This is a genomic window from Coprococcus eutactus, from assembly GCF_001404675.1.
Classification (GTDB): Bacteria; Bacillota; Clostridia; order Lachnospirales; family Lachnospiraceae; genus Coprococcus; species Coprococcus aceti.
The window spans coordinates 185455-199798 of sequence record NZ_CYXU01000003.1; the positions used below are offsets into that span (position 1 = coordinate 185455).

At 42.8% G+C, this 14344-nt stretch carries 11 protein-coding genes; 3 read left to right on the forward strand and 8 right to left on the reverse strand.

What is annotated here, in order from left to right; translation table 11 throughout:
- Nucleotides 1-74 precede the first annotated feature (74 nt).
- From ARA78_RS07930 to ARA78_RS07965, 8 genes are all read right to left on the reverse strand, one after another.
- A complete protein-coding gene (locus ARA78_RS07930; RefSeq protein WP_055280329.1) occupies nt 75-4055 on the reverse strand; it encodes a hypothetical protein in 3981 nt (1326 codons plus the stop codon).
- A gap of 151 nt (nt 4056-4206) precedes the next feature.
- On the reverse strand, nt 4207-5265 hold the full coding sequence (locus ARA78_RS07935) for a DUF6382 domain-containing protein (RefSeq protein WP_015534306.1): 1059 nt from the start codon (nt 5263-5265) through the stop codon (nt 4207-4209).
- Between the two features lie 52 nt (nt 5266-5317).
- Nucleotides 5318-7141 carry a glutamine--fructose-6-phosphate transaminase (isomerizing) gene (gene glmS / locus ARA78_RS07940; RefSeq protein WP_022217506.1) on the reverse strand — a complete coding sequence of 608 codons (1824 nt, stop codon included), beginning with the start codon at nt 7139-7141 and terminating at the stop codon, nt 5318-5320.
- Between the two features lie 49 nt (nt 7142-7190).
- Complete coding sequence (locus ARA78_RS07945; protein ID WP_055146187.1) at nt 7191-7412, reverse strand: hypothetical protein; 222 nt, start codon at nt 7410-7412, stop codon at nt 7191-7193.
- A 200-nt stretch (nt 7413-7612) separates the two neighbouring features.
- The gene (metG, locus tag ARA78_RS07950; protein ID WP_022217505.1) at nt 7613-9649 is read right to left on the reverse strand and encodes a methionine--tRNA ligase; all 2037 of its coding nucleotides are present in this window, start codon (nt 9647-9649) and stop codon (nt 7613-7615) included.
- A gap of 190 nt (nt 9650-9839) precedes the next feature.
- A complete protein-coding gene (locus tag ARA78_RS07955) occupies nt 9840-10229 on the reverse strand; it encodes a DUF2752 domain-containing protein (RefSeq protein ID WP_055280330.1) in 390 nt (129 codons plus the stop codon).
- A 26-nt stretch (nt 10230-10255) separates the two neighbouring features.
- Nucleotides 10256-11029 carry a DUF4234 domain-containing protein gene (locus tag ARA78_RS07960; RefSeq protein ID WP_015534310.1) on the reverse strand — a complete coding sequence of 258 codons (774 nt, stop codon included), beginning with the start codon at nt 11027-11029 and terminating at the stop codon, nt 10256-10258.
- Nucleotides 11030-11254: 225 nt separating this feature from the next.
- Nucleotides 11255-11596 carry a DUF4234 domain-containing protein gene (locus ARA78_RS07965; protein ID WP_004852487.1) on the reverse strand — a complete coding sequence of 114 codons (342 nt, stop codon included), beginning with the start codon at nt 11594-11596 and terminating at the stop codon, nt 11255-11257.
- A 354-nt stretch (nt 11597-11950) separates the two neighbouring features.
- Between ARA78_RS07965 and ARA78_RS07970 the strand changes: the two genes are divergently transcribed.
- From ARA78_RS07970 to ARA78_RS07980, 3 genes are read left to right on the forward strand one after another with little or no spacing between them, the layout of a single operon-like run.
- Nucleotides 11951-12883, forward strand: a complete 933-nt coding sequence (locus ARA78_RS07970; RefSeq protein WP_022217503.1) for an ornithine carbamoyltransferase — start codon at nt 11951-11953, stop codon at nt 12881-12883.
- Nucleotides 12884-12920: 37 nt separating this feature from the next.
- Nucleotides 12921-13850, forward strand: coding sequence for an aspartate carbamoyltransferase (gene pyrB / locus ARA78_RS07975; protein ID WP_055280331.1), 930 nt, complete (start codon nt 12921-12923; stop codon nt 13848-13850).
- Nucleotides 13851-13861: 11 nt separating this feature from the next.
- A complete protein-coding gene (locus ARA78_RS07980; RefSeq protein ID WP_015534312.1) occupies nt 13862-14275 on the forward strand; it encodes an aspartate carbamoyltransferase regulatory subunit in 414 nt (137 codons plus the stop codon).
- Nucleotides 14276-14344 lie beyond the last annotated feature (69 nt).

Genomic DNA, 14344 nt, shown 5'->3' on the forward strand with positions numbered 1-14344 from the left:
AAGAAAAGCTCAGCCTGTGTGATTTCTACTGAATCCATCACACAGGCTGAGCTTTATATATATGTTATCTCCGGCTACTTTCTCACCCTGACTGACTTTGTCTTGCTCCATGCTGAGTAGCATCTTGTGCCAAACTTGTTCGAAAAGCTTCTAACCCTTACATAATATGTTTTTCCGCCTTTAATCCGCTGCTTTGCTCCAAGACTCGCAGTCGTCTTGCTTCCACCGCTTAACACCGTGAATGCATATGTACCCTTTTTAAAGTTTGATGTTGTTGAATACTGGATCTGATAGCCATCTGCGCAGCTTATCTTTCCCCACTTTAATCTTACAGACGCAGCCGATGGGCTCTTTATCTGGCTTATACCTGGTATCTTCGGGCTGACAGTAACAGGTATTATCTTCTTCACCTTCACATGATTCGAATCTCCAGCATATACGGTGATGTTTGCCTTGCCTATATACCGGGCTGCGATCGTTATTGTTCCAGCAGAGTCTACCTTTACAGCTTTGTTATCCGAGCTGTAGCTGAGCTTTCCGGCACGTGCGCTCACGCTCTGTGAAATAGATATTCTCTTCGAGCCGGTTGACATCTCTATTCTGTAGCTGCGCTTTTTCAGCGTTATGCTGTTCGGCGCCTTTTTGATCGTAAAATTGATCGTCTTCTGTCCCTGATATGTGCCAGCGCCTATAATTACAGCCTCTGCTGTTCCGGCTGCTTTGTTCTTATTGTATGAAACCGTATAATCTGTATCCTTCTCCAGCGTTTTGTCGCCAAGCTTTACTGTTACAGCCGGCTTCTTCGAATTACCATCATATGTATATTCTGTCTTGTTAAGTGTAACCTTTGCTGACGATATGCTCTTACGCGTGAGCTTTGAGCCATACGCATAGCTAGTCTCACCCTTTTCTCCACAGTATACACATGCATAGTAATACTCTGCCGGAGAATCATAATCTGCTGCCTTCTTCAGATATCGTGCAGTTGTTTTCTTTGCTGTGTAGCTGTGATCGACTGGGTCTGTTGCTGTACCGGTTTCAAAAATCTCACCACACATGCTGCAGACAACATCTCCTGTATATCCGCCGCCCATACAGGTAGCTTTCTTCTCTCCTACAAGCGTTCTATCATGGTCTGTCTTTGGAAGAATCTCAGTAGTCCTGCTGAGTTCTGCCTTGCACATGGTGCAGTATATAACCTTGTCTCGGCTGCCTTCAGCCTGACATGTAGCCAGATTTACATTCTCATACACAGCCTTTCCCTGGGTATGTCCGAGTGGCTCTGTCTTCTCATCCTTTGTCTTTTGGCATCGCTCACATGTGTATCTGATCAGACCTTCTGCTGCACACAAAGCTTTTTTCTTAACCACGCCTGAATCCCATCTATGTCCCAATGCACCAATGGCTATCTTCTTGGTACTCTGATAACTCTTGCCATTCAGCGTGCATTTTGCTGTACACACCTTTGCACCATCGTTCTCGCAGGATGCCTGCGTTATCTTGCTTGTTACAGTCATCGGTTCACTGATCACATGACTCGAATCTCTGGTACAGGTGAGAACCAGCTTGCAAGTGTTGCCATTTGCTGACCACTCATACTTTGGGGCGTAATCATGTCCCAGGCTATCCCCGTGTGTAAATGTCTTTTTGCGATTCACTCTTCCACAGTTATCACAGGAATAATAATATTTCGCAGCAGTTGTACAGGTCGCAGCCTGTGCAAGAGTTTCATCATTTACTATTTCCGCAGTGTATGAATGTCCGCCTATCTCTGTTATATCAAGTTCATACTCAGCCTTCACCCACGGATTATATTTACTGGCAACCGTAATCGTTACAACGCCGTTGCCGATTGCCGAAAGTGATGCCGCAGTCCTAGACACTTCATTCACCTTTACAACAGTCTCATCCGACGATGTAACCGCATACTCATGTATGTCCGCTCTCGTTGGCCAATCCATTATATTTATACTCAGTTCCGCTCCAATTTCATACTCACTTGGTGAAGTAGTCCTGTTATCGCTGTCCTTCTCCTGCCAATACACATATCTGATACTGGTAGGAAGTGACACGATCTTCTCATATCCGCACTTTGAACACGTCTCTACTGTCTGGCTTTCACCCTCATCTGCCTCTGATATGACATACTCATGTCCCCCCTGATCTGCCACATTGAACGTGTATTCCTGACAAATTGAGCTGTCATATTTATGAACTATTCTTATGGTTACATCACCTGTTCCGACCGCCGTAAGCTTAGCATCATATCTTCTATAAGAAGATTCCGGATCACTCACTTTTACAATACCTTCATCCGATGATGTAACTATAAACTCAGAGTTGTCGACCTTCGTTGGTGCATAATCTACTTCCAGATTGATCTCATCACCTACTTCCACATCAGCAGGCTTGTAATATCCATTACTATCACTCCACCATACAGTACGTGTTATTGCCGTCGGGATTGTCACCGTTTTTGTCGTCCCGCACTTTGAACAAATTTTTTCTGTCTCTCCAGATCCCGGTTCTGCCTGACTTATTACATAGTCATGACCACCCACATCTGTTACCGACACAGTGATTACCCTCTTCATATCCGGATTCACGACCGGATATACAGTAACCGTCGTCTCACCTATCTTATTCATATGGAATGTTCCAGCATAGTTAGACGAAGGGGTATACGAAATAATAGACGGGTCTGCTATATCAAACACGAATTTGTCATCGGATTTGCTATCTGATGCCGTCGAGAAAGATATGTATGTCTCTATATCCTTTCCTACTTCGAACTCCTGATCATATGTGGCTGATGAAGCAGTTTCCGATAATTTCCAGTACACGTACATCGTCTTTGGTCCTGTTACTTTACATCTCGTACATACGCCATCTGTAAAGCTATGCCCAAGAGCCGGAACCTCATCCTCTATCTTTTTGTAGCCACATTTAGCGCATGTGTATACTGTTCCACCTGTCTCTGTACATGTGGCCTCTTTTTTCACACCTTCACCATACACATGCTCCGTGCATGCATCATACCGCTGTCCAAGCAGCTTATCCAGCTTGGCCTGCGCTGCATCCACCTTTTTCTGCCACTTCTCCGGATCTACAGTCTCATAATATTCATCAAACAGCTTCTCAAATTCAGCTATTGTGTACACCTCATATTTGCTAGTATAGTTTGAAAGCTTGCTTGCATTGAAGCATGAAGTATTGCCATACCTGCCATAGAGTGTGAATCCGACTCCCATCACCTGATCTGCTGCCCAGAACATATTGGTATAATGTCCAACCGTGACTCCCTCCGAATCCGCCTTTTGTTCAACAGCTGTAAGCTGACTCTGCGAAGTTATGGATGAATATCCCAGCTCATCCCTTATCTTGTTAAAAGATGCCTTCTCACTGTTCCATCCTGCCGCCGGATCAGTATATCCAAACGCCAGATTCTCACATGACACCTGAAGAAGTGAATGATTTGTGAGTCCTGCACCTCTGTCCGCGCCTGACTGTGCCACCGCCATGAAATAGAAATTAGTCTTAGCCGCATTCCTCTTCATTGCCCCGACATAGTTTTCGTCTGTGTCCCTTAACGAATTAATTTTATTCAATACCGCAAATGTCGCCTTTGTGTTTTCAAGCGATATGGCGTCTTTCTTATCTCCGGTAACAACAACCTTGTTATTTCTCGATTCCGGAAGACCTGTATTATTTCCACCAGCCCACTTGGAGAAATCTTCCTCACATGCATTCTGCAGGACATTCTTAGCCCAATCCAGATCATTTTTCTGTTTTGTTGTCAAGTCGTTCTTCGCAAGCATCCAGTCTACAAAGCCTATAGAGCCCTGATCATATACAGCCTGCACTTCACTCTGATCTTTCTTCACCTGTTCCAGCTCACTCTGAGCCTCTTCTATCTGCTGGTCAAGGGTACTGGCCTTAACAGTCTGAATACCTGTCGTCTGAATACCTGCCGTCAGCATCAGCACTGCACACATTACCACTGTTGCTGCTTTTTTACACAGTGTCCTTCCCGATAAGCTTCCTTTTCTTTTCATAATCTTTGATACTCCCCCTTTTTTCACATTCTATTTATATTACCCCTTTACCCACATGTACTCCGGCGCGCCCATGCAGGGGATTTATTATAAAATAAGGAGACTCATTATAATAATAAACAAGTCTCCTTATCCAGTATAATATACTATTTTATTTCTCCTTGAAGGTGAACTCCTCGTTCGCAAGCTTGAATCTGATACCATCTATGAGCATCATATCCGTTCCGCTGCTTATGATCTTGCCACCAAGGTAAGTGTGGTTGGTCGACTTGTTATCTCTCAGATAGTACACGCCGTTGACATTGATAATGTAAGCATGGCGGCGACTGACTGAATTGTTGTCAGTTACCTGATAGTCAACTCCCTGTGTAGACTTACCGATACAGAATATCGGCTTGTCGATCCTTATCCTCTCACCTGTTCTGGTTCTTATGATGACAGGGCCGCTCTTGCCACGGTTGTTGGCTGTGAGAACTGTTGTCGAACCGTCATCGTTGTCATCAAATCCAATATCATTTGATGAGAAATCCTTAACTTCCTTTGCAAGCTTGAATGAAGAAGTTGTAACATGAGGAGTCTCAGGAACCTCTACCTTAGCCACATTGACCGGGCTGACTCCCGCTGACTTCATAAGCTCCTGCTCATCCTCAGGATGTGCTATATTGTCATTCTTCAGGTCTGTTATAAACTTATAAAATTCTGACAGATAAAATGTAGGATTGTGATCAAAGTATTTGATAAGCTCATATCCGGCATCGGATGCCTTCTTATTCGCAAACTTCATATTGCCCATAAGATCCCTTATAAACTTCTCCATATTACATCTGTCCATAGGCTTATCTATAGGCAGGAATATGAGCTGAACAGCCATATTCTGGAAGTCTATATACATATATCCCTTATTCAGTATAACCTTTCCAATGGACAGATCATTCGCCTTGAGATACATGAGCTGATCTGCAATACTGAATATCAGATCAACCAGCTCATCCTTGTGTATCTTCTTCTCAAGGAACTGATTCATGGTAGTCATGGCTGGAATAGAATATGTCAGAGCTCTCTGACCATCTATATATTCCTCATGGCAGAACGCATTATTGCCCACAAACTGAGCATTGTACAGCTCTACCTCATTGTGAAGAACCTCTACATCGTCTTCAATCTTAAAGTACAATTTGTACTCATCACACAAATACATCTTATCACTCATATAAAACCCTCCGATATTTATCGCACGATATCCATGTAAATCCCGGAGTCAATTATTCTACTGTAACTGACTTTGCCAGATTACGTGGCTTATCTACGTCCAACCCCTTTGCATCGGACGTGTAATACGCTATAAGCTGCAGGATGACAGCAGCCGAAAATACCGTGAACAATCCATCCTGCTTTGGTATGGATATGTGTTTGTCACATACATCTTTATCATTGTACTCTTCATCCATGCTGACAAGAATGACGTATGCGCCTCTTGCCTTAACCTCGCGTATATTGGAAATCATCTTTCCGTATACAGATTCCTGTGTAGCCAAAGCTATGACCGGAACGTTCTCAGTTATGAGTGCTATCGTTCCATGTTTTAACTCCCCTGCCGCATAAGCCTCAGCGTGAACATAAGAAATCTCTTTCAGCTTCAGTGCACCTTCCAGTGACAGTGTATAATCCAGTCCTCTTCCTATGAAGAATGCATCCGGAGCCATCTTTATATAGTTTGCAACTGTCTTTACTTCATCTGCCTGCTTGAGTGTCTCCTCTATCACCGGGATAACGCCCTGAAGCTGTCTGATGAATGCCTTTGCCCTGTCCTCAGAGTATATACCCTTGACATAGCCAAGTCTGCATCCAATGAGATACATTGCAGCCATCTGTACCGAATATGCCTTGGTACTTGCAACTGCGATCTCAGGACCGGCATGTGTATAAAGGACGTAATCGCTCTCTCTGGCGATGGTCGATCCCTTTACATTGACTATGGACAGAACCTTTGATCCACATCTCTTGGCAAGTCTGAGTGCCTCGAGTGTGTCAATAGTCTCTCCTGACTGTGATGTAACTATTACGAGAGTCTTTTCATTTATGAGTGGTTCCTTGTATCTGAATTCTGATGCTATCTCAACATTAACAGGAATCTTTAACTCCTTCTCAATCATGGCCTTGCCGACTATTCCGGCGTGCATAGCTGTTCCGCATGCAACCACTGTGATGTTCTCAAGATTCTTAAACACCTCATCATCGATGCCGTCCTCAGTGAAATCAGGAAGCTCATTCACTATACGAGGTGTTATCGTGTTTCTCAGTGCCTCTGGCTGCTCATAGATCTCCTTCAGCATAAAGTGCGGATATCCACCCTTCTGAGCTGCCGTTATGTCCCATGTTATCTTGAGCATCTCCGGCTCTACCATGTTCCCCTTCATGTCTTCTACTTTGATGCCTGTGCTTGAGAGTGTCAGTATATGATACTCCGGCACAACAAAGTATTCCTTTGAAAATGATATTATCGCTGTGAGGTCTGATGCAATGATCGATCCCTCATCTGTGTATGAAGCGATCATCGGACTTACATTTCTCACTGCGTATATCTTGCCCGGTCTGTCTGCAAACATAATGCAGAGTGCAAATGAACCGGCTATAGCCTTAACAGCCTTTCTGATAGTCTCGATGGGATTGCCATCGTACAGTGTGTCCAGAAGTGCTGCTACTACCTCTGTGTCCGTCTCGGATACCAACCTGTCGGCCAGTCCGTATTCTCTCACAATGTCGTTATAGTTCTCTATAATTCCATTATGTATAAGTGCCACATCTCCGCACCTATGTGGGTGTGCATTCACATCCGTAACTCCGCCGTGAGTAGCCCATCTCGTATGGCCTATTCCACAGGTTGATCTGTACACAGGACTGTCGTCGCTGCACATCTCCCTGAGGTCTTCCACTCTGCCGGCTTTCTTCTTGATCGTCAGTGTATCATCATCATTAAGCAGTGCTATTCCCGCACTGTCATATCCCCTGTACTCGAGCTTTGCCAGTCCGTCAATAAGAATGTCCTTGGCTGGTTTCTTTCCTACATATCCTATGATTCCACACATATTAAATTAATCTCCTTTCGGCTTATAACCACGCTGTATACTGATAATATTATAATATGGCGCACTTAAAAAAGGTGAAACCACCATACATAACAGCTATGGGTGTCTGGTCATGATTCTTTGTTTTGGAGTTACCCCCATATTTGGATATCATGTGCGCATCCAGACTCTGCGTGAAGGCATCCGCCGAATATTCGATAACCTTCAACCTCGTTATCCCTGAAAGCCAAAGCCCAGGGGTCATGGCGCTAAGATTTCTAAATCTTTCCAAAGGCACACTCCTCCTGTCCGTGCACCTAACAAAATTCTATCATGAAACATCTAATAAATCAATGCAGAAAGGCCTCTGCGTATAATCTTTGTAACATAAAATTTACTTCAGCTTTATAAATAAAAACAGGGAAACACCACGGATCCCGGCCGTGTGCCCGGCCTGTGATGCTTCCCTCATTATATCCACTATTTTATATCTTAGCTTATAAAGCATCCACCTGGGAAGTCCTTCTCGGTGGTCAGGAGTGACAGATTGCCCTCAGGATCCTCTGCGCACAGAAGCATACCCTCTGATACGACTCCGGCAAGCTTACATGGCTTAAGATTTACTATAGCCACAACCTTCTTACCTACCATATCCTCTGCTGAGTATGTACCCTTGATTCCTGATACTATCTGCTTTACATTGTTCTTGCCAAAGCTTACCTGTGAGCAGAGAAGCTTTCTTGAATTAGGAACCTCCTCACATGCAACAATCTCGCCGATCATGAGCTGCATCTTCTGGAACTCCTCAATGCTTATCTCCTGCTTGTCAACTACATCAGGATTGGCCTTGAGTGCCTGAACCTTCGCCTCAGCTATCTTGATCTTCTTGGTCTCAGCAGAATTCTCCTTCTCTTCCTTCTGCTTCTTGGCCTGCTCGTACATGGACTCCTTCTCCACTGGAGCGAACTCGGCAACCTTAGCCATAACTTCCTTCACGTCAAGACGTGCGAATAGGATCTCAGGCTGCTCTGTTACCTTTGTTCCTGACTTGTACAGACCAAACTTTCCAAGCTCTGTGACCTTTCTCTTCTCGGTATTGAGCTGTGCCATGATCTTCTCAGTTGTCTCAGGCATATATGGCTCAAGGAGTGTTGCACCTATAACGATGCTCTCGACAAGGTTGTACAGAACTGTGTTCAGTCTGTCCTTCTTGTCCTCCTCCTTTGCGAGTGCCCAAGGCATTGTCTCATCTATGTACTTGTTGCACCTCTTGAACAGTGCAAATATCTCTGTGATCGCATCTGCAACCTTGAGCTTATCCATGCACTCTGCAACCTTGTATCTGCAGTCCATAACGACCTTCTTAAGATCCTCATCGACAGGCTCTGTGACGTTGGTATTTGTCACAATGCCACCGAAATACTTGTTTGACATCGATATGGTTCTATTGACCAGATTTCCAAGTGTATTTGCAAGCTCTGAGTTGAGTCTCTCAACCATGAGCTCCCATGAGATAACTCCATCATTCTCAAATGGCATCTCGTGAAGAACAAAGAATCTGACAGCATCCACGCCAAATATATTGACCATATCGTCAGCGTACATTACGTTGCCCTTCGACTTACTCATCTTGCCATCACTCTGGAGGAGCCAAGGATGACCGAATACCTGCTTTGGAAGCGGAAGTCCGAGTGCCATCAGCATGATAGGCCAGTAAATGGTATGGAATCTCAGGATATCCTTGCCGATCAAGTGAAGATCTGCCGGCCAGTATTTATAAAACTTCTCATCGCTCTTTCCATCTACGTCATATCCAAGTCCAGTTATGTAGTTTGAAAGCGCATCAACCCATACATATACAACATGTTTTGGATCAAAGTCTACCGGAATTCCCCACTTGAATGATGTTCTTGAAACACACAGGTCCTGAAGTCCCGGCTTAAGGAAGTTGTTAACCATCTCGTTACGTCTTGACTCAGGCTGTATAAACTCAGGATGCTGCTCTATATGCTTCATGAGCTTGTCCTGATACTTGCTCATCTTGAAGAAGTATGCCTCCTCCTTGGCCTCCTGAACAGGTCTTCCACAGTCCGGGCACTTGCCATCTATGAGCTGTCCGTCTGTGAAGAACGACTCACATGGTGTACAGTATTTTCCTACATAATGTCCCTTATATATATCACCCTGATCGTACAGCTTCTTAAATATCTTCTGTACCTGCTTCTCATGGTAATCATCTGTTGTACGGATAAACTTGTCATATGAAGTATTCATGAGATCCCATATTCTCTTGATCTCACCTGATGTCTCATCAACGAATTCCTTTGGGGTCTGCATGTTCTCAAAAGCCTTGTTCTCGATCTTCTGTCCATGCTCATCTGTTCCTGTCATGAATCTTACATCATAACCTGCGAATCTCTTGTACCTTGCAATGCTGTCAGCCAACACGATCTCGTAGGTGTTGCCTATATGAGGTTTACCTGATGCATATGCAATGGCGGTTGTAATATAATACGGTTTTTTTGCCATTTCAAAAACCCTCCCTGAAAAAATACTACAAGCACAAATGAAATGCTTGTGCAACTTTACCGAAAAACTCCTCGGTAATTGTAAATTATATGCCTTTTTATTATTTATTGTCAAGAAGATGGGATATTAAATAAGTCTGTTACGATGGTCATTCTATAACGCTGCCAATAAACTTGTCATCGTCTCTCTCTCAAAAGCGCATCACATTCCTGAGAACGGCAAACATCACCGCCCCGGCAATACATATAAATATAAGTATATTGTCAAATCGCGATAATTTTCTGTTTCCATATCTTACGAATACATAATCGTTTTTTACAATTATGTATGCCAACGCCGGAAGAGCTATAAACATAAATTGATTATAAGCAAATGCCTTTGCAAGATCCAGCTTTACGGCCGCAAGGATAGCCCGTGTTATCCCGCATCCTGGGCATAAAAATCCGGTTATCTTTCTGAATATACATGGTATGGCAAGTCCTGTCACTCTTATGAATATATAATAGAGGATGCCTATCCCCACGAGGATGGCATCCCTTTTAATTATCGCATTTCTTCTTGATTTCTGTATCTGATCCATGCTCTGTATTTCTTTGTCTCCGCCGACTACTGCTGGCTGTTATCACTGCCTGAAGCATCTGCTGATGTGTTAATATTCTGATCTGACTGCTGGCCAAATGTATTCTGGTCTAAACCGGCCTGCTGACCATATCCCTGCTGATTGTATGCATTCTGATCATATCCCTGCTGGCTGTATGGCTGCTGTCCGTATGCCTGCTGGTTATATGCATTCTGGTCATATCCCTGCTGACCATATGGCTGCTGTCCGTATGCATTCTGATTATACTGCTGCTGACCATACGCATTCTGGTTGTATGCGTTCTGATCATATCCCTGCTGACCATACGCATTCTGGTTATACTGCTGCTGGCCGTATGCATTCTGATCATATCCCTGCTGCTGACCATACGCATTCTGGTTGTATGTGTTCTGATTATAACCCTGCTGACCATATCCTGTATTCATCTGAGGTATAGCCTCTGCATATTTGTTTGCAGTGTCCTGCATAAGCGCATATGCAATAATTCCAAGTCCAAATACCTGAAGAAGGACGTATAATATGCCTGAGTTGCTTGATGGTACACCGTTCTTATTCTTTATGATATCAACTTTCTCGCCCATCTTATATGCCCAGAACCATCCATAGATGTTACATGTAACGATAGTGAGCAAAAGCGACATTCCACCACTTGTTGCATCTGTCTCTCCTGACTCCTGATTGATATCGTCTGTCAGCACAACAAACCAATACAATCCATATATTCCGCATGTCACAATTGAAAGCAGAATACATATTCCAATATTCCTCTGTTTGATCATAATTGATAATCCTCCTTAAACTTAAATCCTTAATTGAATTATGTAGGACTTGTGTATGACTGCAATTATTCCACTCATATGTAAACCACTGCATAACTGCAATAAAAATAACAGAATAGCCCCGCAGACACAACTCAGTCTACGGGACTATTTTCTCATACATTTTGTCTGTACGCAACTGCATCTATACATTTTTCAATGTATATTTGTATGCAATTTGATTCATTACGCATTTTTATTGATGGTATCCTGCATAATAGCATATGATACAATTCCAAGTCCGCATAACTGGAGCAGAAGGAAAAGTATGCTTGAATTTCCTGCTGACTGACCATTCTTTGTCTTTATTGCGTCAATCTTCTCGCCCATCTTGTATGCCCAGAACCATCCATAGATATTACATGTAACGATAGTAAGCAACAATGCTACCCCACCACTTGTTGCATCTGTCTGTCCAGATTCCTGATTAGCATCGTTTGTAAGGCAAACGAACCAATACAGTGCATAAATTCCAAATGTAATGATTGAAAATACTATGCACAAAGCAATGTTCCTCTGTTTGATCATAAAATGTCCTCCCTTGATTAATTATAAATTTTTTATAAAAATTTTATAAAATATATAAAACCATATCTATACATCTTTGTCAATAAAAATCAAAAAATTAAGCTGTTTTTTGCTTTATTATCTATATTTTATTATCTATATTTTTTTATAATCAGGCATAAATCTTCAAATATTTACATTCATAATTTATGTGATGTCGTAAACTGTTTTACTTTTGAAACCATGTGCTATATAATAAAATTTCAGGCAGACATATCTCAACACCCGTATCCTAAATATATTGCCAGGATCCACAGATTATGTTTGTCCGTATTGCAAACAATTTATAATTATAGAGAAAAGAGGACATTTGTTATGAAAAACATGCTTAACTTCAAGAATTTCACAGCTGATGAGCTGATGGATATTCTCAATCTGGCACTTGACATGAAGAAGAACCCTGATAAGTACGCTCACGCTCTTGAGGGCAAGAAACTCTACACTCTTTTTGAGAAGACTTCCACAAGAACATTTCTTTCATTTACAACAGGTATAACTGAGCTCGGCGGTACATATTACAACCAGCTCTGGAAGGATTCCAACTTTACACTCGGTGAGCCTGTATCAGAGATTAAGTATGTATGCAGGAATGTAGATATCATCATGGCACGTCTTGTAAAGAATGAGACAGTCGAGCTGTTCGGCAACAATGTTACTGTTCCATTTATCAACGGATGTGACAGTTCTTATCATCCATGCCAGATCCTGGCAGATGCCCTCACTATTATAGAAAAGTTTGGCAGTCTCGATGTAAAACTTATGTACATCGGTGCCAAGAATAATGTATTCAACTCTCTTGTTGAGTTCTTCGCAAAGATGAAGAAAGGAACCATCTATGGACTCACACCACTTGTAAACAACACTGTATGTGGTGATGACTTCTTTGAAGCAGCAAAGGCTACAGGCCACTATGTTGAACTCGATCCTACCATGAGCATGGAGGAGGCAAAGAAGTACGCAAAGGATATGGATATCCTCTACACAGATACATGGGTAGACATGGAGTTTTTCAACAACCCTGCATACAAGCAGCAGAAGGAAGAGACTCTCGCCAAGATGATGCCTTACCAGCTCAACGAGGAATTTACAGAGGGCAGCAAAGCTATAGTATTCCACGACATGCCTATGCACCAGGGATTTGAGATCTCACAGGGCGTTATCGACAAGAACCTCAACCACATTTTGGATGAGGCTGAGAACAGACGTCACGCTGAGAAGGCTGTTATGTATACACTTCTTAATTCTTAAAATATTCATTCTGATAACCTAAGGAGGATCATGTCAAATGAGACATTTAATAGACCCGATGGATCTGTCAGTTGAGGAGATCGATCATCTGCTCACTCTGGCGCAGGACATCATCGATAACAAAGAAAAATACAGTGAGGTGTGCAAGGGCAAGAAGCTGGCTACCCTGTTCTTCGAGCCAAGTACACGTACAAGGCTGAGCTTTGAGGCTGCCATGATGGAACTGGGCGGCAACGTGCTCGGTTTCTCATCAGCAAGCTCATCATCATCTACCAAGGGTGAGAGTGTGGGCGATACCGTCAAGATCGTCAGCTGTTATGCCGATATTATAGCTATGAGACATTATAAAGAGGGTGCCCCGATGCTGGCTTCCATGAAATCAGATGTTCCTATTATTAATGCTGGTGACGGCGGTCACAATCACCCTACGCAGACATTGGCCGATCTTCTCACAATAAAGAGAGAGAAGGGCAGACTAAACAATATGACCATAGGTTTCTGCGGAGATCTTATGTTTGGTCGTACGGTTCATTCACTTATAAAGGCCATGTCACGATACAAAGGCATAAAATTTATTCTCATATCACCGGATGAATTAAAATTACCTGATTATATAAGAACAGAAGTCATCGAAAAGAATAATATACCATATGAGGAGATTTCCTCTCTTGAGGATGCTATCGGATCTCTGGACGTTCTCTATATGACAAGAGTCCAGAAAGAACGTTTCTTCAACGAGGCGGACTACATAAGACTGAAAGATACCTATATTCTTGACAAGTCAAAGCTGGCTCTCGCTAGGCCTGACCTGTCGATCCTTCACCCGCTTCCTCGTGTAAATGAGATATCTGTTGAGGTGGATGACGATCCGAGAGCATGTTATTTCCGACAAGCACTCAACGGCAAATATGTCCGAATGGCACTCATCATGGACCTTCTCGGACTCGACAAGGATTTTAAGGCATAGGAGGAATGATCATGAATATTGACAGTATTCAGAATGGTATTGTACTTGACCATATAACAGCAGGCAAAGCCCTGCAGATATACAACGATCTTCATCTTGATAAGCTGGATTGCTCCGTTGCTATAATCAAGAATGTTAAAAGCGAGAAGATGGGAAGAAAGGACATTCTTAAGATAGATCAGGATATCGACATAAACCTTGATGTTCTGGGGTATATCGACCCGGATATATCCGTCAACATCATCAAGGACGGCAAGCTCGTTGAAAAACGTAAGATCGAACTGCCTGAGAGACTGGTTGGAATAAAGAAATGTACCAATCCAAGATGCATTACGACCACAGAGCAAGGAATAACCCATATATTCAAACTCACAGACAGAGAAAAGCGAATTTACAGATGTATATACTGTGAAGCAGACAAGTAACTGTTTACTTTTCAGTTTTATGTGCTATAATCTATAAAGTTGCGATAATCCGAGAATTATCTAAGAGGT

What these genes read in the sequence shown, in the direction of transcription:
- ARA78_RS07930 (WP_055280329.1), bottom strand. Translation starts at nt 4,055, where the DNA reads ATGAAAAGAAAAGGAAGCTTATCGGGAAGGACACTGTGTAAAAAAGCA.
- ARA78_RS07935 (WP_015534306.1), bottom strand. Translation starts at nt 5,265, where the DNA reads ATGAGTGATAAGATGTATTTGTGTGATGAGTACAAATTGTACTTTAAG.
- glmS (WP_022217506.1), bottom strand. Translation starts at nt 7,141, where the DNA reads ATGTGTGGAATCATAGGATATGTAGGAAAGAAACCAGCCAAGGACATT.
- metG (WP_022217505.1), bottom strand. Translation starts at nt 9,649, where the DNA reads ATGGCAAAAAAACCGTATTATATTACAACCGCCATTGCATATGCATCA.
- ARA78_RS07955 (WP_055280330.1), bottom strand. Translation starts at nt 10,229, where the DNA reads ATGGATCAGATACAGAAATCAAGAAGAAATGCGATAATTAAAAGGGAT.
- ARA78_RS07960 (WP_015534310.1), bottom strand. Translation starts at nt 11,029, where the DNA reads ATGATCAAACAGAGGAATATTGGAATATGTATTCTGCTTTCAATTGTG.
- ARA78_RS07965 (WP_004852487.1), bottom strand. Translation starts at nt 11,596, where the DNA reads ATGATCAAACAGAGGAACATTGCTTTGTGCATAGTATTTTCAATCATT.
- ARA78_RS07970 (WP_022217503.1), top strand. Translation starts at nt 11,951, where the DNA reads ATGAAAAACATGCTTAACTTCAAGAATTTCACAGCTGATGAGCTGATG.
- pyrB (WP_055280331.1), top strand. Translation starts at nt 12,921, where the DNA reads ATGAGACATTTAATAGACCCGATGGATCTGTCAGTTGAGGAGATCGAT.
- ARA78_RS07980 (WP_015534312.1), top strand. Translation starts at nt 13,862, where the DNA reads ATGAATATTGACAGTATTCAGAATGGTATTGTACTTGACCATATAACA.